22 protein-coding genes are annotated in these 22,858 nt (G+C 62.5%); 15 read left to right on the forward strand and 7 right to left on the reverse strand.

Features of this window, described 5'->3' with window-relative positions:
* Positions 1–37 precede the first annotated feature (37 nt).
* A complete protein-coding gene (gene rfbA / locus ACQCSW_RS07930) occupies positions 38–904 on the reverse strand; it encodes a glucose-1-phosphate thymidylyltransferase RfbA (protein WP_426990648.1) in 867 nt (288 codons plus the stop codon).
* A gap of 106 nt (positions 905–1,010) precedes the next feature.
* Here rfbA and rfbB point away from each other — a divergent pair, with 106 nt between their 5' ends.
* From rfbB to ACQCSW_RS07955, 5 genes are all read left to right on the forward strand, one after another.
* Entirely contained in the window at positions 1,011–2,009 is a 999-nt protein-coding gene (rfbB, locus tag ACQCSW_RS07935; RefSeq protein WP_426990254.1) for a dTDP-glucose 4,6-dehydratase, read from the forward strand.
* A 4-nt stretch (positions 2,010–2,013) separates the two neighbouring features.
* Complete coding sequence (locus tag ACQCSW_RS07940) at positions 2,014–3,420, forward strand: sugar nucleotide-binding protein (protein ID WP_426990255.1); 1,407 nt, start codon at positions 2,014–2,016, stop codon at positions 3,418–3,420.
* A gap of 120 nt (positions 3,421–3,540) precedes the next feature.
* Complete coding sequence (locus tag ACQCSW_RS07945) at positions 3,541–4,206, forward strand: glycosyltransferase family 2 protein (RefSeq protein ID WP_426990256.1); 666 nt, start codon at positions 3,541–3,543, stop codon at positions 4,204–4,206.
* Between the two features lie 32 nt (positions 4,207–4,238).
* The gene (locus ACQCSW_RS07950; protein WP_426990257.1) at positions 4,239–4,586 is read left to right on the forward strand and encodes a DUF2304 domain-containing protein; all 348 of its coding nucleotides are present in this window, start codon (positions 4,239–4,241) and stop codon (positions 4,584–4,586) included.
* A complete protein-coding gene (locus ACQCSW_RS07955; RefSeq protein WP_426990258.1) occupies positions 4,586–5,830 on the forward strand; it encodes an acyltransferase family protein in 1,245 nt (414 codons plus the stop codon). Before ACQCSW_RS07950 ends, ACQCSW_RS07955 begins: the two co-directional genes overlap by 1 nt.
* 153 nt (positions 5,831–5,983) lie before the next feature.
* On the opposite strand, the gene ACQCSW_RS07960 is transcribed toward ACQCSW_RS07955, so the two are convergent.
* Together ACQCSW_RS07960 and ACQCSW_RS07965 are read right to left on the reverse strand one after the other, a co-directional pair.
* Entirely contained in the window at positions 5,984–7,093 is a 1,110-nt protein-coding gene (locus ACQCSW_RS07960) for an NAD-dependent epimerase/dehydratase family protein (RefSeq protein ID WP_426990259.1), read from the reverse strand.
* 61 nt (positions 7,094–7,154) lie between these two features.
* Entirely contained in the window at positions 7,155–8,042 is an 888-nt protein-coding gene (locus tag ACQCSW_RS07965; RefSeq protein ID WP_426990260.1) for a glycosyltransferase, read from the reverse strand.
* Between the two features lie 158 nt (positions 8,043–8,200).
* On the opposite strand from ACQCSW_RS07965, the gene ACQCSW_RS07970 reads away from it, so the two are divergent.
* A complete protein-coding gene (locus ACQCSW_RS07970) occupies positions 8,201–9,487 on the forward strand; it encodes a hypothetical protein (protein WP_426990261.1) in 1,287 nt (428 codons plus the stop codon).
* Positions 9,488–9,533: 46 nt separating this feature from the next.
* Here the strand turns inward: ACQCSW_RS07970 and ACQCSW_RS07975 are convergent, their stop codons facing one another.
* The 4 genes from ACQCSW_RS07975 to ACQCSW_RS07990 all read right to left on the reverse strand — a co-directional run bounded on the left by ACQCSW_RS07975 (position 9,534) and on the right by ACQCSW_RS07990 (position 15,654).
* Entirely contained in the window at positions 9,534–12,236 is a 2,703-nt protein-coding gene (locus ACQCSW_RS07975) for a GH25 family lysozyme (RefSeq protein WP_426990262.1), read from the reverse strand.
* Between the two features lie 190 nt (positions 12,237–12,426).
* A complete protein-coding gene (locus tag ACQCSW_RS07980; RefSeq protein WP_426990263.1) occupies positions 12,427–13,434 on the reverse strand; it encodes a GDP-mannose 4,6-dehydratase in 1,008 nt (335 codons plus the stop codon).
* Positions 13,431–14,414, reverse strand: a complete 984-nt coding sequence (locus ACQCSW_RS07985; protein WP_104172283.1) for a GDP-mannose 4,6-dehydratase — start codon at positions 14,412–14,414, stop codon at positions 13,431–13,433. Before ACQCSW_RS07985 ends, ACQCSW_RS07980 begins: the two co-directional genes overlap by 4 nt.
* Positions 14,415–14,502: 88 nt before the next feature.
* Positions 14,503–15,654 (reverse strand): glycosyltransferase family 4 protein, encoded by a 1,152-nt coding sequence (locus tag ACQCSW_RS07990; RefSeq protein ID WP_426990264.1) that lies wholly within the window; start codon positions 15,652–15,654, stop codon positions 14,503–14,505.
* 89 nt (positions 15,655–15,743) lie between these two features.
* Between ACQCSW_RS07990 and galE the strand changes: the two genes are divergently transcribed.
* The 9 genes from galE to prfB all read left to right on the forward strand — a co-directional run bounded on the left by galE (position 15,744) and on the right by prfB (position 22,825).
* The gene (gene galE, locus ACQCSW_RS07995; RefSeq protein ID WP_426990265.1) at positions 15,744–16,763 is read left to right on the forward strand and encodes a UDP-glucose 4-epimerase GalE; all 1,020 of its coding nucleotides are present in this window, start codon (positions 15,744–15,746) and stop codon (positions 16,761–16,763) included.
* Between the two features lie 150 nt (positions 16,764–16,913).
* On the forward strand, positions 16,914–18,137 hold the full coding sequence (locus tag ACQCSW_RS08000) for a CpaF family protein (RefSeq protein WP_056343673.1): 1,224 nt from the start codon (positions 16,914–16,916) through the stop codon (positions 18,135–18,137).
* Positions 18,137–18,991, forward strand: coding sequence for a type II secretion system F family protein (locus ACQCSW_RS08005; RefSeq protein ID WP_426990267.1), 855 nt, complete (start codon positions 18,137–18,139; stop codon positions 18,989–18,991). Before ACQCSW_RS08000 ends, ACQCSW_RS08005 begins: the two co-directional genes overlap by 1 nt.
* Entirely contained in the window at positions 18,988–19,929 is a 942-nt protein-coding gene (locus tag ACQCSW_RS08010) for a type II secretion system F family protein (RefSeq protein WP_426990268.1), read from the forward strand. The genes ACQCSW_RS08005 and ACQCSW_RS08010 overlap by 4 nt, the downstream gene beginning before the upstream one ends.
* A gap of 68 nt (positions 19,930–19,997) precedes the next feature.
* On the forward strand, positions 19,998–20,264 hold the full coding sequence (locus tag ACQCSW_RS08015; protein ID WP_426990269.1) for a hypothetical protein: 267 nt from the start codon (positions 19,998–20,000) through the stop codon (positions 20,262–20,264).
* 3 nt (positions 20,265–20,267) lie between these two features.
* The gene (locus tag ACQCSW_RS08020; RefSeq protein WP_426990270.1) at positions 20,268–20,711 is read left to right on the forward strand and encodes a TadE family protein; all 444 of its coding nucleotides are present in this window, start codon (positions 20,268–20,270) and stop codon (positions 20,709–20,711) included.
* Between the two features lie 73 nt (positions 20,712–20,784).
* Complete coding sequence (locus ACQCSW_RS08025) at positions 20,785–21,177, forward strand: hypothetical protein (RefSeq protein WP_426990271.1); 393 nt, start codon at positions 20,785–20,787, stop codon at positions 21,175–21,177.
* Between the two features lie 8 nt (positions 21,178–21,185).
* The gene (locus ACQCSW_RS08030; protein ID WP_426990272.1) at positions 21,186–21,656 is read left to right on the forward strand and encodes a pilus assembly protein TadG-related protein; all 471 of its coding nucleotides are present in this window, start codon (positions 21,186–21,188) and stop codon (positions 21,654–21,656) included.
* Positions 21,657–21,709: 53 nt separating this feature from the next.
* Positions 21,710–22,825 carry a peptide chain release factor 2 gene (prfB, locus tag ACQCSW_RS08035; RefSeq protein WP_426990273.1) on the forward strand — a complete coding sequence of 372 codons (1,116 nt, stop codon included), beginning with the start codon at positions 21,710–21,712 and terminating at the stop codon, positions 22,823–22,825.
* Positions 22,826–22,858: the final 33 nt, after the last annotated feature.

Below are 22,858 nucleotides of genomic sequence, written 5' to 3' on the forward strand. Positions count from 1 at the left end.
ATCGCCTCGGAGCCTGGGGTATCAGCCTCCGCCCGGTTTACGATTGACTAAGCATGTCCAGCAAGTAACTGCCGTAGCCGCTCTTTACCAAGGGCTCAGCTCGTTCGCGGAGTTCTTCATCGCTAAGGAAGCCGAGCCGCCACGCGATTTCTTCGGGTGCGCCGATTTTCAGGCCCTGGCGGTTCTCCACGGTACGAATGAAGTTGGACGCGTCGTTGAGCGAGTCGAACGTGCCCGTGTCTAGCCATGCCGTGCCGCGGGGAAGGATTTCAACTTTCAGCTTGCCGCGTTCCAGATACGTGCGGTTGACGTCCGTGATCTCGAGTTCGCCTCGGGGAGAGGGCTTGAGGTCCTTGGCTATGGCAATGACTTCGTTGTCATAGAAATATAGTCCGGGAACGGCGTAGTGACTGCGCGGCTTTTCCGGCTTCTCTTCCAAGGAGATCGCTTGTCCGCTGCTGTCGAACTCCACCACACCGTAGGCTGTCGGGTCCGAGACCCAGTAACCGAACACGGCACCGCCCTCGATGTCCTTGAAACGGCGGAGCTGGGTGCCCATGCCCTGGCCGTAGAAGATGTTGTCGCCGAGTACCAGGGCCACCGGCTCATTGCCGATGTGCTCTTCTCCCAGAACGAATGCCTGAGCGAGTCCGTCCGGACTTGGCTGCTGCTTGTAAGTGATATTGACGCCAAATTGCCAACCATCGCCGAGCAGGCGCTGGAATTGTTCGGCGTCGTGGGGCGTGGTGATGATCAGGATGTCCCGGATGCCGGCCAGGATTAGGGTGGAGAGCGGGTAGTAGATCATGGGCTTGTCGTAGACAGGCACCAGTTGCTTGCTTGAGCCAAGAGTGATCGGGTGCAGCCGCGAGCCTGTGCCGCCGGCCAAGATGATTCCACGCATGCGCTCTATCATTGCGCGCATTGTCACGGCCAGCAAACCAGTAAGACCTGCTGCGGAGGGCCCGTCGCGGAAAGTCCCTGCTGCAGGCGCGAGCTAAACTGGCTGAATGCAGAAACTCCTTGTCACCGGCGGTGCCGGCTTCATCGGTTCCAACTTTGTCCACTACGTCCTTGAGAACACTGAGGATCACGTCTTGGTTCTGGATAAGCTGACGTATGCAGGCAACCTGGAATCCCTGAGCGGGCTCCCCGAGGAGCGCTTCCGGTTCGTGCAGGGTGATATCTGCGATGCCGGACTGGTTGATGGTCTGGTGGCCGACGTCGACGTGGTGGTTCACTACGCGGCCGAGTCACACAATGACAACTCCCTGCATGACCCGCGCCCGTTCCTGGACACGAACATCATCGGGACCTACACGCTCATCGAAGCCGCGCGGAAGCACAACAGGCGCTTCCACCACATCTCCACCGACGAGGTCTATGGGGACCTGGAACTCGATGACCCGGAGCGGTTTACCGAGGACACCCCGTACAACCCGTCCAGCCCGTACTCCTCCACCAAGGCGGGCTCGGACCTGCTGGTCCGGGCCTGGGTGCGCTCCTTCGGGCTGCAGGCCACCATCAGCAACTGCTCGAACAACTACGGCCCGTACCAGCACGTGGAGAAATTCATCCCGCGCCAGATCACCAACGTGATCGACGGGATCCGCCCCAAGCTCTACGGCAAGGGCGAGAACGTCCGGGACTGGATCCACGCCAACGACCACTCCTCGGCCGTGCTGGCGATCATAGACAAAGGCATCATCGGCGAGACCTACCTCATCGGTGCCGACGGCGAAAAGAACAACAAGGACGTCGTCGAGCTGATCCTTGAGCACATGGGCCAGCCCCGCGACGCGTACGACCACGTCGTGGACCGGCCCGGCCACGACCTGCGCTACGCCATCGACTCCACCAAGCTCCGCGACGAGCTCGGCTGGGAACCGAAGTTCTCCAACTTCGACGCCGGCATCGAGGACACCATCGCCTGGTACCGCGACAACGAAAACTGGTGGCGGCCGCAAAAAGCCCAGACCGAAGCCAAATACAAGGAACAGGGCCAGTAGAGCAATGTCGATCGAGTTCTCCAAGAAGCTGACCGCGCACGAAACCCCGATCCCCGGCGTCGTCCTCTATGACCTGCCGGTCCATGGTGACAACCGTGGCTGGTTCAAGGAAAACTGGCAGCGGGAAAAGATGGTGGCCCTGGGACTGCCGGACTTCCGCCCCGTGCAGAACAACATCTCCTTTAACGAAAAGGCCGGCACCACCCGCGGCATCCACGCCGAGCCGTGGGACAAGTTCATTTCCGTCGCCACGGGCAGGATCTTCGGTGCCTGGGTGGACCTGCGCGAAGGACCTTCGTTCGGTGCAGTCTTCACTGCCGAACTCGATCCCAGCCAGGCGATCTTCATTCCCCGCGGCGTGGGCAACGCCTTCCAGACCCTGGAAGACAACACCGCATACGCGTATCTGGTCAACGATCACTGGTCCGCCGATGCGCAGGGCCAGTACACGTTTCTGAACCTCGCCGACGAAACCGCAGCCATCCAGTGGCCGGTCCCGCTGGCGGACGCTGAGCTGTCCGATAAGGACCAGGCCCACCCCCACCTCGCTGACGTCGTGCCGATGCCGGCGAAGATGATCCTCGTTGTCGGTGCCGACGGACAGCTGGGCAAGGCGCTGCGGGAACTGTACGACGGGGACGCGACCGTCGAGTTCGCCGGCCGGGCCGGGTTCGATCTGTCCAGCGAAGCCTCCTTCGCGGAGCGGAACTGGGAAAACTACTCGACGATCATTAACGCCGCCGCGTACACCGCAGTCGACACCGCGGAAACCGCAGAAGGCCGCACCGCTGCCTGGGCCGTCAACGTCGCCGCAGTGTCCCGGCTGGCCCGGACCGCCGTCGAGCATGACCTCACCCTGGTGCACGTTTCCTCCGACTACGTTTTCGATGGCGTCCGTGAGAGCCACGATGAGGCTGAACCGCTCACGCCGCTTGGCGTATACGGGCAGACGAAGGCGGCCGGTGATGCCGTTGTCAGCGTTGTTCCCCGTCATTACATCGTGCGGACCAGCTGGGTCATCGGCGAAGGCAACAACTTCGTCCGCACCATGGCGTCCCTCGCCGGCCGCGGCATCGGCCCGTCCGTGGTCAATGACCAGATCGGCCGACTCAGCTTCACCGCGGACATCGCCGCCGGCATCCGGCACCTGCTCGAATCCGGCGGCGCGTACGGCACGTACAACCTGAGCAACGACGGTGAACCGCAGTCCTGGGCGGACATTGCCGCGGACGTGTACGAGCTGTCAGGGCGGCCGCGGACAGCCGTTACCGGCGTCAGCACCGAAGAATACTTCAAAGGCAAGGCCGCCGCACCCCGGCCGCTGAACAGCGTGCTGGACCTGGCAAAAATCCAGTCCACAGGCTTTCATCCGGCCAGCGTCGCCAGCAGGCTAAAAGAGTACCTGAGCTAGCCGGAGGGCGCCGGCCCGGCCTGGACCGGGTATAAATTGCCGGATTTGGGGCCTTGGCAGCGGCATCGTGTTCCGGTGCCGCTGCCAAGCCGGCGGCGTGCCATATGCAACAATTGATCTGTGAGTCGCACCTGGATCGTAATCCCCATGTACAACGAGGCTACTGTCGTAGGTTCGGTCATCGAGGGGCTGCGGAAGCAGTTCCCCCACGTCGTTTGCGTTGATGACGGCAGCACGGACGGATCTCAGGAGAAGGCACGGGCGGCCGGCGCCGTCGTTGTACAGCACCCCATCAACCTGGGCCAGGGTGCTGCCTTGCAGACCGGCATCGAGTTCGCCCTGCAGGATCCGGAACTGGAGTGCATCGTAACGTTCGACGCCGACGGCCAGCACCGGGTTGACGACGCCATGGCCATGGCGGAGCGGGTGAAATCGGGGGAGGCCGAAATCATCCTCGGCTCGCGCTTCCTGGACGACCGCACAAAGCTCTCGTCAGCGAAACGGCTCGTTCTCAAGACGGCAGCCATTCAGTCCAGGCTTGCCACAGGTATGAACCTGACCGACGCGCACAACGGGCTGCGCGCCTTTAACCCCCGGGTCGCCTCCAACATCCACCTGACCCAGAACCGGATGGCCCATGCATCCGAGCTGGTGAACCAGCTGGCCAGGCTCAAGCCGAAATATGCGGAGCACCCCGTGGAGATCATCTACACGGACTATTCCAAGTCCAAGGGACAGTCGCTGCTGAACTCGGTCAACATCGTGGCCGAACTGTTCTTCAAATAGCCCCCAGTTCTTCAACAAGCCAAGGTGTCGGATTGCTAATCATTGTCCAAATTGTCCTCGTTTCTGCCGTCATGGTTGTCTCGCTCGCCCTGATGCGCGGCGGTTCCAACGCCCGGCACCTGGCCGTACGCCGCATCCTGCTTATGATCTTCGCAGTCGTCGCGGCGCTGTCGGTGTTCTTTCCTGAGGCCCTCACCCGGGTTGCGGGCTTCCTTGGCATCGGACGAGGAACCGACCTGGTGCTCTACGGCACGGTAGTTTCCCTCTTCGTTTTCATGGCCACCACCTACCAGCGCTTCCGGCACGCTGAAAACGCCCTCACGAAGCTCTCGCGCCGCATCGCGATCGATGAAGCCGAGAAACCCGGGCAGCTGAGCTAGTGGAGGAGATCTCCGCCACATCCCAAAGCACGCGAAAGCCGTTGGCCGCTTCGGCTGCCCCGAGCCGGGTTGAGCCGCAGGGTTCCGGACCGCGCTGGGGCAAGGCGTTGGATTCGCGCAACAACAGCATGAACATGATCAGGCTGGGCCTGGCAGCCATGGTGCTCTTTGCCCACAGCTTCTATCTGGCCGGTGCGGGGGAGGGGCCCCATCTTCGCGGTGAGAACCTGGGCGGCTGGGCTGTTGCGGGCTTCTTCGCCCTCAGCGGATACCTGATCACCGGGAGCCGCTTCACCAACGGCCTCGGCGAGTACCTCGTACACCGTGTCGCGAGGATTTATCCCGCATTCCTGGCGTGCCTCGCGGTCACGGTCCTCGTGTTTGCTCCGCTGGGATTCCTGCGCCAGAACGGCACTCTGACGGGCTACTGGTCCACGGAAACGACGCCGCTCCGGTTCGTCTTTTCTAACCTGTTCCTGGAGATGAAGAACTACGATGTCGCATTGACTCCCGCGACGGTGCCCTTTGCCGGCTCGTGGAACGGGTCACTGTGGAGCCTCTACTACGAATTCCTCTGCTATCTGATCATTGCGGCCATTGGCGGCCTGGCGTGGGTCCGGCGCTCACCGCTGCCGCTCGCGCTGGCGTTCGGCGCAAGCGTCGCAGTTTACGCGAACCTGCCGGCCGTCATGCCCCTGCTGCAGGACACTGACTTCTCCCTGCTGGCGAAATTGGTGCCGTTCTTCCTTGGCGGAGCCCTTGTCCAGTCGATCTCCAAATGGGTTGGCCTCCACTGGGCCACTGGCATCGGGTCAATCGCGGCGGCGGCGCTCTGCATTTTCGCTATTCCCGTATGGGGAGGCCAGCTTGCCGGCCCGTTTATCGCTTACGGCCTGTTGTGGGTCTCGTCAGTGCTTCCCTCACCGAAGCTGATCCATATCCACGATGTCTCCTACGGGTTTTACATCTATGCCTGGCCCGTTCAGCAGCTGCTGGCGCTCTATGGTGTGCATAACCGCGGCATGGCAATCTACATCCTGGCCTCCGGTGCCGGCACTCTGGTCCTGGCCACGCTCAGCTGGCTGCTGGTGGAGCGGCCTGTCATGCGTGCGGTCCGGCGGCGCAAAGCATCGGTGCCGTCTGCAGTTCCGGCGGTGGTGCCTCCCGAAGCCGCGAACGACGGCGTATCTGTGTCCGCTGACTCCCCGTCGGAAGCCGGAATCACAACGGCAGGAAGACACTAGCACGACGGCGCGGTGACCGCGGGTGCGTGTATGGTTCGCGCCCACGTTAACCGACGTAAAAAATGATGGCCTCCGGTATCAGTTGAGTGTAATCGCCCAATCGATACCGGAGGCCCTTTTGTGTGCCCAAGCAGTCGCTAGCGGGCAGTAATCCTAGAGGTTTGCCTCTGCCGGCAAGCGCCCGTCGATCCATTCAGCAAGACGTGCAATGCCGGCCTCCAGGTCGTAGCGGGGTTCCCACGGCAGCGCGGCCTTGGCCGGCTCCACATCAGCCCACGCATGCCGGACGTCGCCCTGGCGGAACTGGCCCGTGACGTGCGGCTCCGGTGCGCCGTAGTGGCGGCTGATGATCTCAGCGGCCGTGCGGATGGTCTGGAATTCACCCGAGCCGATGTCGAGGGCACCATCATGTGCCTCGTCAGCGACAGCGGCTGCAACCACAGCTGCGGCGACGTCGTCGATCAGCACGAAGTCGCGGCGCACCTCGCCGTCCTCGTAAAGCGGGATGGACTTGCCGGCTTTTGCCATCCGGCAGAAGAGGGACATGATCCCGGTGTACGGGTTGATAAGGGACTGGCCTGGACCGTAAACGTTCTGGAGGCGCAGCACGGCGGCTTCGACCCCGTAGGACTTGGCCCACGACTCCAGGATGTTCTCCTGGGCGAGCTTCGTGGAGCCGTACACGCTGACCGGAGCCGGGGCAACGACCGAAGCAGACATCGCCACGGGCTGGGCCGCGGGGAAATCCCACTGTGAGCGTGACAGGATTTCGTTTGATCGCTGGCCGGGATAGAACAGGGCGCCGTCTGCGTCCGACTTCCAGGCACCTTCTCCATATACAGCGCGGCTGCTCGTCAGGACGATGCGGCGCGGCAGCTTGCCGCTGCGGTTCAGGCCATCCAGCATCTGCGTGGTGCCCACCACGTTGGCGATGGCATGTCGTGTGGATTCCTCCAGCGACTGTCCGGTTCCGGTCTCGGCGGCAAGGTGAATCACGACGTCGGGCGTGACACCAGCGAGCACCTCGTCCCAGGTCTGAGCGTCAGTGATGTCACGAACTATCAGCTCGACGGCGGGATCGAGTTCCTCCGGCCGCGACTGGCTGGCGTGGATCTGCGGGTGCAGGCTGTCCACAGCTACCACTCGGTCGAACCCCGCCACCAGGGCCGGGGAAATGGCGCATCCGATAAACCCGGCGCCTCCCGTCACGAGGACAGTACCCCGTTTGGCAGTGGACGTTGTTGATGACGTTGAGGGGGTCACTAGTGAAACCTTTCTGGGGCGGACGTCTGCAAGGTCCAGTTTCTCATAGGACTGGCGCGGCTCAGTGACCGAACGCGTGCCCGAATGCTGCTTTGACCGCTTTCGGATTTCGGGAGAGCAGGGCTCCCGGCATGAGGGTGATGGCGTGCAGGCGCGATGTCCAGCGCACACGGGCTGCCATCGCGGCCTTCTTCCAGCCCTTCGCCCGGCAAAGGTCCTCGGCAATGCGGGCGTACTCCCGGTCCCCGGCGAAACGCGTTCCGTCGGTCAGCGTCGCAGCCGAGGCACTTGCGGAGTGGCGGCGGTAGGAGAACGCCAGCGTGGGGACGTGAACCAGCGATCTGCCCTGCAGGACGATGTCCATGACCAGCGCCAGATCCTGGACGATGGGGAGGCCGTCGCGGAAGTTGACCTTGCGGATTGCATCCGTCCGGAAGGCGAGGGAAGGCCAGTACAGCCAGTTGCCGCCCAAGAGACTGACGGCGAGGGATTCCCCGGCCAGAACGGTTGTGGCGTTGGTTTTGGGTCCGACGAACTTCCGCTTAACGGAATCGGCAAGGGACCTGACAATCCGCCCGGTTTCATCGATGACCTGGACACCGGGCTGGATCACGGAAGCGTCCGGAAAATCGCGGTGGGCCTGCAGGACGACGTCCACGTAGTTCGGCAGGAGCACATCGTCGCAGCCGAGGATCACCATGAGGTCCTGCGTGGCCTCGGAAACACATGTGCGGTAGTTCTCCGTGATGCCCTTGTTGGATTCGTTCCGCTGGTAGGAGACCCGTTCATCATCGATCGTCGCGAAGTACTCCTTCACGGAGGGATCGGGGTAGCAATCGTCGATGACCGTGAGTATCCAGTGCCCGTTGGTTTGTGCAAAGACGCTCGCGACTGTTTCCTTGAGCAGCGACGGATCGCCCCAGTACGGTACAAAAATATCGAGCGGCATTTTCCAACTTCCACGGGTTGTCCTAGCTCAACTGAGCTCGTTCACGGGTGCCGGGGCGGCGGCTTCAATTGAGTGCCCGTCCGTATCCGATACTAATATGTTGCCATGACCTCCCAAGTTATCCGGACATTGACCCCCGCAGCCCCGGTTCTTAACGGATGACGCACACTGAAGGCAGGGCACCGGAGAAGTCGACTATTGCTGCACGCCAGGCGGCTTCCGTGGGATTGGCGTCGATTGCTTCTGCTGCAGCCGGGTACCTGGTCATCTGGTTTGTGCCGCGCGTACTGAACAAGGCAGATAACGCCGAGTTCCTGGCTTTTTGGTCAGCGCTCTTCCTGCTGTTCGGTATTCTCGGCGGCCTTCAAACGGAGATCATTAGGTACGTGACCGCGTTGGGCACGGACCCTGCCGGCAAGCCCCGCGGCGGCACGGAGCAGCCCCGAACAGTGCCCCTCTTCGCAGTGGTCTTCGGCATTGCCGCCGGGGTCGCCCTCGTATTGGTTCTGACGTCCCTGCTATGGGGCCGCGCAGTGTTGGGCCCCCACTGGGTGGTGCTGGTTTTCGTCCTCGCCGGTGCCTGCGTGGCCTTTTCCGTCCACGCCGCCTTGGCGGGCGTCCTCAGCGGCCGGCACCTCTGGGGCAATTTCTCGGCCCTCGTCGCTTCCGAGTCCTCGTTCCGGCTGGTCCTTGTCCTCATCGTCGGTTTGCTGGCGGGTTCCACTGCCGGGCTGGCAGCCGCGGCAGCCGCCGGTGCCCTCGCCTGGGGGCTGGTAGCCGTCTTCAGCCCCGGGCTGCGGTCCGCGTTCAGGATGCCGTTGGCCGTTCCCGTCAGCGACTTTGCACGGAAAGTGGGCCACGCCAGCATCTCGACGGCCGCCAGCGCGTCGCTCGTTGTCGGATTCCCGATCCTGTATCGGATCACGACACCGGCTGACGTATACCTCGCGTCGGCTCCGCTGCTGCTTGCCATACTCCTGACCAGGGCACCGCTGATGGTTCCACTGGGAACCTTCCAGAGCGTCGCCATCGCCCATTTCGTCCGGCACCGCGACCGCGGCCTTGCGGCACTCCGGCCGATCGCCCTCGCAATTACCGGCGTCGCGGTTGTGGGCGCCGTGGCGGCGTACTTCCTGGGACCCTGGCTAATGGTCCTGCTGTTTGGCCCGGACTACCACGTAGCACCGTGGGTCCTCGCTGGGCTGACCGCTGCCGCCGCAGTGCTGGCGCTGCTCACGCTCACCGGCGGTATGTGTGTAGCCCTCAACCGGCACCGGGTATCTTCTGTCGGCTGGGTGAGCGCAGGCGTCCTTACGCTGGTGGTCCTCCTGCTGCCCCTGGACGCGGACGTCAGGGCCGTCGTGTCCCTGCTGGTGGGTCCACTGTTTGGTGTGTCGATCCACACGGTGGCACTCTCACGCCGCACTGCTGTTCCTACGGCGTAGGATCCCACGGGGCCCTACAACTGGGTTGCAGTGGGGACGGGAAGACTCAGTACCGGGTAGTGGTGTAGCCCGCCGTCGCACTCCACCTGATTGAGCCGCCCTTGAAGTACTGCATGCACTCGTTGGTGATGCACGTTTCTGTGCTTGTGGGAAATCCGAAGAAACCCTGTTGGGCCCCGTTAGACCGCCATATTCCGCCAATACCGCTGTTGTAGACGGCACCCATGCCAACTCCTGAAGCCCATAGGATTTCCCCACCGACAAACCCTTGGGTGCAGGAAGTGGCCGCGCAAGTTTCTGACGAAGTAGGAAAGCCCAGTCTGCCGGATTCTGCGCCCATCGAGGACCACAGCAAGCCAATACTGCCCTTATAGACGGCTACTGCCCCCGTGGCGTAAGACCAGAGGATGTCGCCACCGCGGAAATTCTGCCGGCAGGAATCGACGCCACAGGTCTCGTTGCTCGTAGGGTACCCCAGACGTCCGCCAGCACCTCCGAGCGCCTTCCAGAGATTTCCGATGCTTCCGTTGTAGACAGCCCACTGACCGGTTTCAAGAGTCCAATAGATTGTTCCGCCATTGAACGACTGCAGGCATGTTGAGCCTTGGCATGTCTCATCCGCCGTGGGATAACTGAGGCGGGCCTGCTGACCGCCCATGCCGTGCCACAAGGATCCGATCCCGGTGCGCCAGAGCACGCCAAATGCGGGTCCCGCTGCGACCGGATCCTTGAGGATTTTTCCGCCGGTGAATTCCTGGAAGCATTCCTTATCGTTGCAGAAGGCAGTGTCGCCGGTTGGGGCCCCGAACCGGCCACTGTCTGATTGCGAGGCTTTCCATTTCTTGGAGATTTCGCCGCTGGCAAGTATCTGGGCACCTGTATCAGGCGCCCAGAAAACCTCGCCGCTGGTGAAAGCCTGCAGGCAGGACACCGCCCCACAGGTTTCTGCAGAAAGTGCCGCACCCAGAAGCCCCGAGAGGCCGCCCTGTGACCTCCACTTCCATCCAATCAGGGTGTTCCAGACCGGTACCGGTCCTGCGGCGGAACTCCAGGTCAGGGATCCACCTTGAAAGTTTTGGATACAAGTAACTGAATTGCACGACTCATTGTCGACCGGGTAGGCAAGCTTTCCAGTTTCGGCACCCAGGCTGGTCCACTTCGAGGCAATCGCACTCTTAGTGAGTGCCCACGCTCCTGTGTCTGCAGTCCAGACAATTCGCCCGCCCTGGAACGGCTGACTGCACGCAATTGCCGAGCACGATTCGGCAACTGTTGGATACCCGAGGGAACTGGCTGTGCCTCCCATCGCAAGCCATCGCTGACCGATGCCGCCTTGGAATACCGAAACGGCAGGCGTGGACGTGCTCCAGTAGATTGAGCCACCCTGAAAGTTCTGCAAACAGGCGGACGCCGAACACGTCTCATCAGAAGTTGGGTAGCCGAGCCGGCCGTCTACACCACCTGACGACCGCCACGTCGCTCCGATCGAGCTAAAATAAACCGCCTGCGCACCTGTGTTGGCATGCCAGATAATTTGGCCACCGACATACTGCCGGTAACAGCCGCCGCCAAGCAGGCCACAGTAAAGCGGGAGGGTTTGCGCGCCAAGTCTGCTGGATACCCCGCCCATGGCTGCGTACTTATTGAGGACGGGATCATAGCCGGTGGCCAGCGCCTGGAGTTCTGCATAGCTCCCACTGAACACATTAGAATCCCCGACGAAGGGGCCCTGGCTGCTGTACTGCCAGATGGCGTACTTGGACCATCCGGCCGGCAATGTCCCGGGGCTGTCAGCCCGGTAGGACGCGATATGGAGCGGCTGGTTTCGGAACGCCGGACTGTTGCCCGTGCACTGTGTCCACCAGTCTGTGGTGGTGTAGATCGCTGGATAGCGGCCTGTCCGGGTGTACATCGTGTTGGAGAAGTCCGCAATCCAGAGGACCATCTGGCTCTGGGACAAGTTGTAGCAGGTGTTGCCCAGTTCCGGGTATGGGTTGTATTCGATATCCAGCAGGGGAGGCAGGGTGGTTCCGTCGCCGCTCCAGGCACCACCGTTAGACGCGAAGTAATTCGCCTGCGAGGCGCCGGAAGATACGTTCGGGATCGCGAAGTGGTAGGCGCCCCGAATCATGCCAACGCTGCGGGAGCCGTTGTACTGACTGGAAAAGTAGGGGTTTTGGTAGTTTAGGGCTTCTGTCGCCTTAACATAGGCGAACAGCCCGCCCATGTTGCGCTGTTGCTGCCAATTTACGTCGCCCTGGTGGCTGCTGACATCAAGCCCCTGGATGCCGGGCGGCATGTATGTGGCCTGTGTTGACGCCACGGCTGCTTCGGAGGTTGCCCTCATCCCGAGCTTTTGCTGCAGCCCCTGGCCCATGTGCGCGCCATCTACCCCCTGGGCGGCCTTGAGCTTGGACTGCGTTTCTGCGTCGACCGTCGATCCCGGCGGAACTGCCTCGGTGGGGATCGGCGCCGGGCTGGCCGCTGTTGCCTCGCCCGACGACGAAGCCGGAGCGGACGCCGTCGGGCCTTCAGTTGCGGTGTCCGTAGTCGGCGCCGCAGTGGAAACGGTCGCCGGTGTGGGTGTCGACGACGGTGACGGCGTAACCTGTTCGGCGGCGGAAGCCGGCACGGCCGGCACGAAGGAACTGCACACCAGGGCTGAGGTCAGAAGGGCCGCGGCCAGTACCCGAACGCCGAAGGAAGTTGCTGCGCCCGCACGTGCGCTTGTGACTTTGCTGAGACTCATGTTCTGCTCCGGCCAGCAACGCGCAGATCCCCACACATCGCAAAATTAGAAACCAATTGGTTTTGTCATTTCGGACGGTGGGGGACAGCTGTGCCGTTTCCAGATCATCTTTATGACCCGGCCAATGTAGCACCAATGTTACGGGTGTAACCAGAGTGCTAGCTGTTGCCAATGTGAAACTTGCGGGAACCTATTTGCCTGCGAGGAGCGACTGGTCGTGCCGAACCATGGCAGTAACCAGGGCGTCGAAATCGACGGAAGGACGCCAGCCCAGCCGGGACGAAATCTTGGAGATGTCGCCCCTCATCTCCGCAGCGTCGGTTGGACGAGCCAAAGATTCGTCAACGTCCACCACCGCGCGCCAGTCGTCTATGCCGACAGCTTTGAAGGCCGCCTCCACGAAGTCCTGGACGGAGTGCGAGACGCCGGTCGCGACGACAAAGTCGTCAGGCTCGGGTGCGTGGATAATCCTCACCATGGCGTCGACGAAGTCCGGAGCCCAGCCCCAGTCCCGGATAGCGTTCAGGTTTCCCAGCGAAAGCTTGTCCAGCTTGCCCGCCGCGATGGCCGCAGCTCCCGATGTGATCTTGCGCGTGACGAATTTTCCCGGCCGTCGCACCGACTCGTGGTTGTAGAGAATCGCAGAGCAAGCGAACATGCCACGGCTCCGGTAGACGCTGACGGTGTGGTGCGCCAGCGCCTTCGCGGCGCCGTAGGGGGAGATGGGCCTGATCGGGGTGGTCTCGCTCTGCGGCGCCGACTCCGCCTCGCCGAACAGCTCGGCACTCGAGGCCTGGAGAAAGCGGATCTCTTTGCCGGTGGCCTGCTGCAGCTGCCAGGTGGTTTCCAGCATTGAGACGACCGAGGCACCTGAGATCAGCGCCGTGTCGTAGGGGTGCTGCCACGATTGGTACACCGAACTGATGCCGCCGAGGTTGAAGACCAGGTCAGGTTTGACCGATTCCAGAATGGAGCCCACAGCATCCGGGCGTGAAAGATCTCCGACGTGGTATTCCACCCCGTCCACGGTTGTTTCCCCCTCGTGCGCTCCCGGCCGCAGTTCATCGCGGATGAGGCCATGGACTTCCCATCCGCGGGAGAGCAGTGATTCCGCAAGGTAGGACCCGTCCTGGCCCGTTACCCCGGTAAGGAAGGCGGTGCCGACGGGAACGGGTCCCGCCTCGCTGAGCGGGTTCACCGCATCAAGGCAGTCTGCTCGGCAATGTCGTTCTCAACCATCATCTTGACGAGTTCGTTGAAGGAGACCTTCGGCTTCCAGCCGAGCTTCTCCTGGGCCTTGGATGCGTCACCGATAAGCAGATCGACTTCGGCGGGGCGCATGAACTTGGGGTCCTGCCGGACGTACTGCCGCCAGTTGTCGAGGCCCGCGGCGTCAAAGGCAGCCTGGAGGAGTTCTTCGATGGAGTGCGTTGCGCCGGTGGAGATGACGTAGTCGTCAGCTTCGGGCTGCTGCAGCATCAGCCACATGGCCTCCACGTAGTCCCCGGCGAAGCCCCAGTCGCGCTTGGCGTCCAGGTTGCCAAGGACGATTTCGTCTTGGAGTCCCAGCTTGATCCGTGCAACAGCCATGGAAACCTTGCGGGTAACAAATTCCGGACCTCGGCGCGGCGACTCGTGGTTGAAGAGGATGCCGCTTGATGCGTGCATGCCGTAGGACTCGCGGTAGTTGATGGTCATGTAGTGGCCGAAGACCTTGGCTACACCGTAGGGGGACCGGGGCCAAAGGAGGGTTTCCTCGGTCTGGGGCACCTGCTGAACCTTGCCAAACATCTCGGACGAGGACGCCTGGTAGAAGCGCACCCTGGAGATGTCGTCCCCGGCATACAGGCGGGTTGCCTCGAGCATGTTCAGGACGCCCTTGCCGGTGACGTCAGTGGTCAGGGACGCGTTCTCCCAGGAGTAAGCCACGAAGGAAATTGCCCCGAGGTTGTAGACCTCGTCCGGCTGGGCAACGCCGAGCACCCGGACCAGTGAGGAGACGTCGGTGAGGTCGCCGGTGAGCAGCTTCACGCCCGGAACGGTCTGGCGGACCAGATCGTGCTTGGGGTTGTTCTGTCCTCGGATGAGGCCGAACACCTCGTAGCCTTTCGAGAGAAGGAGCTCTGCGAGATACAGGCCGTCCTGGCCAGTGATTCCGGTGATTAGCGCACGGGGCATGGGAAGAGGTCCTTACAGATTGTTTGCGGGGCTACAGCAACTATATATGGCAGGGAGCTTTGGCTCAGAGGCGGCGTGTAACGGGTGATCAAACGGTGCTCGCTGCTGTGGAGCGCTGATTGAGTGCATAGCGGTACGCCTGTTCGTGCACATCGGCGCAGTGTTCCCACGTGAACTTGCGCACCTGCTCCAGGCCAAGCCGCTGCAGCTCGTCGGTTCTGGCGATGGCGTTCCGGATCGCCGTGGCGATGGCCGCAGGGTCCTGCGGATCGAACAATTCGGCGGCGTCTCCAACAATTTCAGGAAGTGAACCGGCGGTTGAGCTTGCCACGGGGCAGCCCGAAGCCATGGCCTCCAGCGGCGGCAGGCCGAACCCCTCGTAAAGGCTGGGGAACACCATGCAGGCGGCGCTGCGGTACAGTTCCCTGAGCTCGGCGAGCGGAACCAGGCCGCGGACCTCCACGTTGGCGGGAATGTCCGTAAGTGTGTCCAAGGCCCCGCCTGTCAGGATGAGGCGCAGCTCGGGGTTGGTGACTTGAAGCAACCGCATGGCTTCGAAAAGCTTGGCGTGGTTCTTGTGTTTCCACCCTCGGGCCGGGTACATGATGAAACTTTCGCGCGGTCCGAAATTCGGTATGAACTCTTCGGCGTTGACGCCCAGATGCGCGGTGAAGATCTTGTCCGGTGCGATGCCGAGGTGCTTGACGATGCTCTCTTTGGCAAAGTCGCTGATGGTCACGATGGCGTCCGCGTCGCGCGCGGCTTTCTCATAGAAGACCTTCCGGTAGAGCTTGTCGGCGGTGCCGAACAGCTCGGGAAGGTCGAGATGCTGAACGTCCAGCAGTGTCTGAACAAACGGCGTGCCCTTCGGCGGCCTAGGCAGCGGAACGGTGAACGGGACATGGAATACGTCCATCGGACGCATTCTGCGCAGAATCGTGTTCCGCTTCGCCATCCCCATCACCAGAGTGGCCAGTCGCGACAGCGTGGAAGCCCCTCCACTCAACCCCGAAACAACCACCTCCTGCGCTCCTTCGGAGAAACCTCTCGCTGCTTCATTGACGTAGCACGTGGCATTCACAGTTTTGGAAGCACCTAGCTGCCGAGTCAACTCTCGGGCATAAGTCTCACTGCCACCCATCCCGCCCGGGACCAGGGTGAGCATGGACACCCCCACGTTTAATACCTCACTGGGAGGAAGTTGAGGACTGTGTGATTGGCCTGGTTCCGGGTTAGTCATGCTGAATATCCTAACGGTGAGGCATACTCAACAAGCCCTTTCCTTAACCGCATGCGGTTTAAGGAAAGGGTTAGCCTAAACTGTCCTGCATGAAAGTACTGGTCACCGGCGGCGCCGGCTACATCGGATCGCACACCACGCTTTGTCTCCTCGAAGAAGGACACGACGTCGTCGTGCTCGACAATTTGATGAACTCAAGCCGCGAGTCACTGCGGAGAGTGGAGCAGCTAACTGGACGGGCGGTCGACTTCAGGCAACTGGACCTACTTGATGCTGAGGCAGTCGACAAGCTTTTCACCGAGGGTGGCTTCGAAGCAGTCATCCACTTCGCCGGATTGAAGGCCGTGGGGGAGTCGGTCGAAAAGCCGCTCTGGTACTACCAGAACAACGTTGTGGGAACGCTGAACCTGTTGCACAGCATGGATGCCCATGATGTCCGTCAGTTGGTGTTCAGCTCCTCGGCCACCGTGTACGGCGCGTCCGAAGAAGTGCCGCTCATCGAAAAAGAGCCCTTGGACGCGACCAACCCCTACGGACGCACCAAGGAACAGATCGAGGACATCCTCACTGATCTGGGAGCCGCTGACCCAAGTTGGAGTATCGCTTTGCTCCGTTATTTCAACCCCGTGGGTGCCCATGAATCCGGCCTGATTGGCGAAGATCCCAGCGGCATCCCCAACAACCTGCTGCCATTTGTTGCCCAGGTTGCGGTGGGCCGCAGGGAAACAGTCAAAGTGTTTGGCAATGACTACCCGACGTCCGACGGTACCGGTGTACGCGACTACATCCATGTCATGGACTTGGCCGCTGGGCACCTTGCCGCACTTGGCTACTTGGCGAACAAAAAGGGAGTATTCCGCTGGAACCTCGGCACAGGCAAGGGATCGTCGGTTATGGAAGTCATCGAGGCTTTCGGTGCGGTTGTCGGCAAGCCCATCCCGTTTGAGATTGCAGGACGGCGTCCTGGCGATGCTGCTGTCAGCTACGCCGATCCGTCGGCAGCGTTGGCCGACCTGAGTTGGGCTGCTCGCCGTGACCTGCGGCAGATGTGCGAAGACCACTGGCGTTGGCAGAGTTCAAACCCAATGGGCTACAACCAGGTCGGTTGAGGCTGGCGCTCCGAGCCTTGCTAGGACGGGCCTGACCCCAATTGTTATCCACAGGCCACTCCATGTGACTTGGCGGCGTGGTGTACGGTCCCTAGGCTGTACCCAGTTGAACTGCCTCCGCCGGGGGCGGCAGTTGTATTGGGGAACAACATGGACGCCGTGCGAATCGTTGAAGACGAAGTCCGCGAGCTGATCCGCCGTCGGGGTCTGGATCCGTTGCGGCAGGCGGGCGAGGTCCGCCGTCTGGTCGAGGCAGCTGTCAGCGATTACGACGAACGCGCTCTCATGGGGCCGCTCCCTCCGATAGGTCCGCTGGAGGCCGCGCGCAGATTCGTCTTTGACGCGGTGGCCGGCTTCGGAGTGCTTCAGCCGCTGCTGGACGATCCGACCATCGAGGAAGTCTGGATCAACGCGCCCAACGAAATCTACGTCGCCAGGAACGGCGAGTCGGAACTGACCTCCCTCAGCCTCACGGACCAGCAGGTTCGCGATCTCGTGGAACGCATGCTCAAGAGTTCGGGCCGGCGCCTGGACATGTCATCACCCTTTGTTGACGCCGCCCTCCCCGACGGTTCCAGGCTGCATGTGGTTATCCCGGATGTCACCCGCCGGCACTGGGCCGTGAATATCCGCAAGTTCGTGGTCAAGGCCAGCAGGCTTGAGCACCTGGTCGAGCTGGGCACACTGACGCCGCAGTCGGCCCGGTTCCTCGGTGCAGCAGTCTCCAGCGGACTGAACATCCTGGTATCGGGCTCAACACAGGCGGGCAAGACCACCATGCTCAACTGCCTGGCTGCGAGCATCGGCAGCCGTGAACGCGTCATTACGGTCGAGGAGATCTTCGAACTCCAGTTCCCGCTCCGGGATGTGGTGGGCCTCCAGTGCCGGCAGCCCAACCTCGAGGGCGAGGGTGAGATTCCGCTCCGGAGACTCGTCAAGGAAGCCCTCCGGATGCGCCCGGACCGCTTGGTGGTGGGAGAGGTCCGGGAAGCGGAAAGCCTGGACATGCTGATCGCTTTAAATAGTGGTCTTCCGGGGATGTGCACCGTCCATGCAAACTCAGCCCACGACGCCGTCACCAAGATCTGCACGCTGCCGTTACTCGCCGGCGAAAACATCTCGTCTGCCTTCGTCGTTCCCACCGTGGCATCGTGCATCGACCTCGTGGTCCACTGCAGCCGGCACGCCAACGGCCGCCGCCAGGTAACCGAGATCCTTTCCCTCGGCCGGAGGGTGGAAAACGGCATCATTGAGTCCTCGATGGTTTTCGCCATGGAGGATGGCCAGCTGCAGCCGCGGGCCAACTCCATGCCTGCGGCGGAGAAGTTTTCCAGGGCAGGGTACGACGTCGCGGCGCTGCTGGAGCCGCGCTGATGGCGCCCCTGTTTGGGGTGATTGCGGGCGCCGGGCTATTTCTGATCTGGTGGTCGTTCTGGGAAAAGCCGACAGCGCTGAAGCGCCGCCCCCGGGCCAGCCGCCTCGAGGACCTGCTGGCCTCCGCCGGAATCGAAAAGGTCACCGGGACAGGCCTTGTCGCCTCGTGTCTGGGATTAGGCATTTTTGTGGCTCTCATTTTCTTTGTGGTCAGCCGGTCATGGCCGATTTCCGTCTGCTTCGGACTGTTCGGCGCCTGGCTGCCCGTCAGCATTGTGCGGTGGCGGGCGAACAGGAGGACCGCCGTCCTACGCCAGCTCTGGCCGGACGTGGTGGACCACCTGCGCTCAGCCATCCGCGCCGGGCTTTCACTGCCGGAGGCCCTGATCCAGCTGGGGGAGAAGGGCCCCGTGGAGCTTCGGCATGTCTTCCGGGACTTCGGAGCCGACCACCGCGCCGGCGGGCAATTCGATGCATCTCTTAACAAGCTCAAGGACCGGCTGGCGGACCCGGTGGCGGACCGGATCGTCGAGGCACTCAGGCTGACCCGTGAAGTGGGCGGTTCGGACCTGGGGAAACTGCTGGGCACCCTCGCGGAGTTTCTCCGGGAAAACGCGCGGACCCGCAGCGAGCTCGAGGCCCGGCAGTCCTGGACTGTCAACGCCGCCAGGCTCGCGGTTGCCGCTCCCTGGATCGTGATGCTCCTCCTTGCCACCAGGCCTGAGGCCGTCAACGCTTACAACACCCCCATGGGAGCCGGTGTCCTCCTGGGCGGCCTCGTCGTTTCGCTGGTCTGCTACTCCATCATGCTGCGCATCGGCGCCCTTCCGCAGGACGAACGGGTGCTGCGATGAACGGGATCCCGGCGGCTGCGATTGTTTGCGGCATCGTCCTCGGGACGGGCCTGTGGCTGCTCTTCGTCCGGCTGCCCTTTATGCGGCCGCTCACGTTCGTCGAGCGCATCGAGCCGCAGCTGAAATCGCAAAACCTCGAATCGCGGCTGCTGCGGGCCAGCGGGCAGAACGCCACGCCATTCGGACCGTTGGAAAGGATCGTGCGTCCCCTACTTCACGACGGACACGCCGCCCTGGGGAAGCTGAACCTCGGATCCAAGGCACTGACCCGAAGGCTGGCCCAAGCAGGCATCAACAAATCACCCGTTGATTTCCGGGCCGAGCAGCTCCTCTGGGCCGCCGCCGGCTTCGCTGCCGCCTTGGCGGCGGTGGTGCTGGGCGCGGTAGCCGGCCGGTTCAGTCCCTTCCTCGCGGTTGTGGCCGTCCTCGGAAGCGCGCTCGGCGGTTTTCTGTTCCGTGACTTCTGGTTGGGCGTCCAGATCAGCAAGCGGGAATCCCGGATGATGGCGGAGTTTCCCAGTCTCGCCGAGCTTATGGCCCTGGCTGTCGGTGCCGGTGAAAGTGCCACAGGTGCACTGGACCGCGTCTGTCGCAGTGCGAGTGGAGAACTGGCCAAGGAGTTTTCAGAGATTCTTGCTGAGACCAGAGCCGGGAAACCGCTGGTGGAAGCGCTCCAGGAGTTTTCCTCCCGGACAGATCTTGGGCCGCTCGTCAGATTTGTTGATGGCATCATCGTCGCGGTCGAGCGGGGCACACCTTTGGCAGGTGTGCTGAGGGCTCAGGCCCAGGACGTCCGGGACACCGCAAAGCGGGACCTCATGGAATCGGCGGGCAAGAAGGAAATTGCCATGATGGTTCCTCTGGTCTTCGGTGTCCTTCCCTTAACCGTCGTTTTCGCGGTGTTCCCAGGCATCGCGGCCATCAGCCTCGGACTGTAGCCATGACCATCACCCCAGCCGACACATCCCTAAACCGCCACATCACTTCCACAATGATTGGGACCAAAATGAAAAACATGGGAATCTCGAGCAGCGCCTTGCTCCTTGCGTTGCTGGCCGGCCTGTGGTCATGGGCGACCGGTACCGCGTCGGGTCGCAAATACGGCCGGACCGGCACCGACGCGCCTGTCGACGACCACCCCGAGCGCGGCGACGTACCAGGGTGGGTGATGATCACTTTGATGTCCGCAGTCCTGGTGGCGGGCTTGCTGGCTCTCGCCGGCCCGGCCCTCGAAACTATGTTCAACCAGGCCATGGACAAGGTCGGAAAGTAGGACATGCAGGGCGCCAGCCAGTGCACGTCAAGCCGGGAGCTGTGCCGGTCCCGGATCGGCGCTGGGCCGGGCTGGCGCCTCGAGGAACGTGGCTCCGCCGTAGTGGACTTCGTCCTGGTGGGCGGGCTGCTCACCATGTTTTTCCTGGCGATCATCCAGCTGACCCTGGTCCTGCACGTCCGCAACACACTGATCGACGCCGCCGCCTCCGGGGCGCGCTACGGAACGCTCGCAGACCGGGGAGCATCAGATGCACAGGAACGGGCGGCGATGCTGATTGGGACCGCACTGAATGCTGACTTCGCGCAGGACATCAGCACTACCGAAGTGACGTTCCAGGGTCTGCGGACCCTGGAAGTGACCATCAAGGCTCCCATGCCCGTCATCGGACTGATCGGCCCCCGGGACCTGCTGGAGGTGAAAGGCCATGCGGCCATCCAACCCTAATGGCTTGCGTTCCCGCCTACGCAAGAGATACCGGGAGGCACTTGGCGAGGGATCGAGTGAAGAAGGGAGCGCGGTGGTCGAATTCACGTTCCTGGCACTGCTCCTGATGGTCCCGCTGGTGTACTTCATCATCACCGTGGGCCAGATCCAGGGTGGGTCCTTCGCCGTGGTCGGCGCGGCCGATCAGGCGGCGAAGGTGTTCGTCGCCCAGCCGGATGCAGGGTCTGCCCAGGCCGCCGCCGAACAGGCAGCCCTCATCGCACTAGCGGACTTCGGTCACGATGCCGGGCAGGCACGCGTATCCACGCGCTGCGACCCTGCCGACTGCCAGGCTGCGGGCACGGCCGTCACCGTCACGGTCAACCTCACCGTGCCGCTACCGTTCGTGCCGTTCAACGAGGACTTCAGGCTCAAGGCAAGCGAAGTTGAAGCTTCGTCCACCCAACTGGTGGGCAGGTTCCGGTGACCCCAAAGATGAGGCACAAAGCGATCCCCAAAGCCAAGCCCAACGATTCAGGTGAGGACGGCCAGATGATCGTCATGATTATTGGCTACGTCCTGCTGGCCCTGCTGGTGGTCTCAGTGGTTATCGGCATCTCGAGCGTCTACCTCGAACACAAGCGGCTGCTGTCCCTCGCCGATGGCGCCTCGTTGGCCGCCGCCGACAGCTACACCTTGGGCGAGGTTGGGGGAGAGGGCGGGAGCCCCTCAGCTGTGTTGGGTTCCGGCCGCGTCCGCAGCGTGGCGGCCGACTTTATCGCCAGGAGCCCGTCGTCGGCCCGGTTCGACGGCTTAGCCGTTTCAGCGGCGACCGGCAGCCCTGACGGGTCCACCGCCGTCGTGGTTCTCAGCGCTGCTGTCCACCCGCCGGTGGTGAACTTCCTGGTGCCTGATGGCATCAGAATCGAGGCTGCCTCAACGGCCCGTTCCCGGCTCACCCGATGAGCGGAAGCAGGGAAGTCAGGCACTCCGGCCGGATAGCGTAGGCTTAAACAACCATGGCCAATATTGATTTTTCCGCAGAAATCCGCGCACTTCGCGCCACCTACACCTCCATCGAGCAAGTCAGCGATGTTGAGGCTCTGAAGGAAGACATCGCCGAACTGAGCGAACGCGCCGGCGAGCCAGACCTGTGGGATGATCCCGCCGCGGCCCAGAAGATCACGTCACGCCTGTCGCACCGCCAGTCTGAGCTGGAGCGGCTGAATCGGCTTGTGTCGCGGATCGATGATCTCGAAGTGCTGGTGGAGCTTGGCCAGGACGAAGACGACGCCGATTCCATGGGCGAAGCCGCCGCCGAACTGGAGTCCATCCGTAAATCCCTGAAGGACCTCGAAGTAGTGACCCTGCTTTCCGGGGAATACGACGAACGTGAAGCCGTCGTGTCCATCAGGGCAGGAGCAGGCGGCGTTGACGCCGCAGACTTCGCCGAAATGCTGATGCGTATGTACCTGCGCTGGGCCGAACGCCACGGATACCCCACCACCGTGATGGACACGTCCTACGCCGAAGAGGCGGGACTGAAGTCTGCAACGTTCGAAGTCAAAGCACCGTATGCGTTCGGCACGCTCAGCGTCGAAGCCGGAACCCACCGCCTGGTGCGGATCAGCCCGTTCGACAACCAGGGCCGCCGCCAGACGTCCTTCGCGGCAGTGGAAGTCATTCCGCTCATCGAATCCACGGACTCGATCGACATCCCGGACAACGAGATCCGCGTGGACGTCTTCCGGTCCTCCGGCCCGGGTGGGCAATCCGTTAACACCACAGACTCTGCCGTACGCCTGACCCACATCCCCACCGGCACCGTGGTGTCCATGCAGAACGAAAAGTCGCAGCTCCAGAACCGGGCAGCAGCCCTGCGCGTTCTGCAGTCGCGGCTCCTTCTCCTGAAGAAGGAACAGGAGGACGCCGAGAAGAAAGCGTTCGCCGGCGATGTCAAGGCATCCTGGGGCGACCAGATGCGCTCCTACGTCCTGAACCCGTACCAGATGGTCAAAGACCTCCGCACCGACCACGAGGTGGGGAACACCTCCGCTGTGTTCGACGGCGAAATTGACGACTTCATAGACGCCGGGATCCGCTGGCGCACCGACAACCGCAACGCTGCGAAGTAGCACCAGCCGTGCCTACCCGGTCAGCCTGATCGC

This window comes from Pseudarthrobacter sp. Y6, from assembly GCF_050156205.1.
GTDB lineage: Bacteria > Actinomycetota > Actinomycetes > Actinomycetales > Micrococcaceae > Arthrobacter.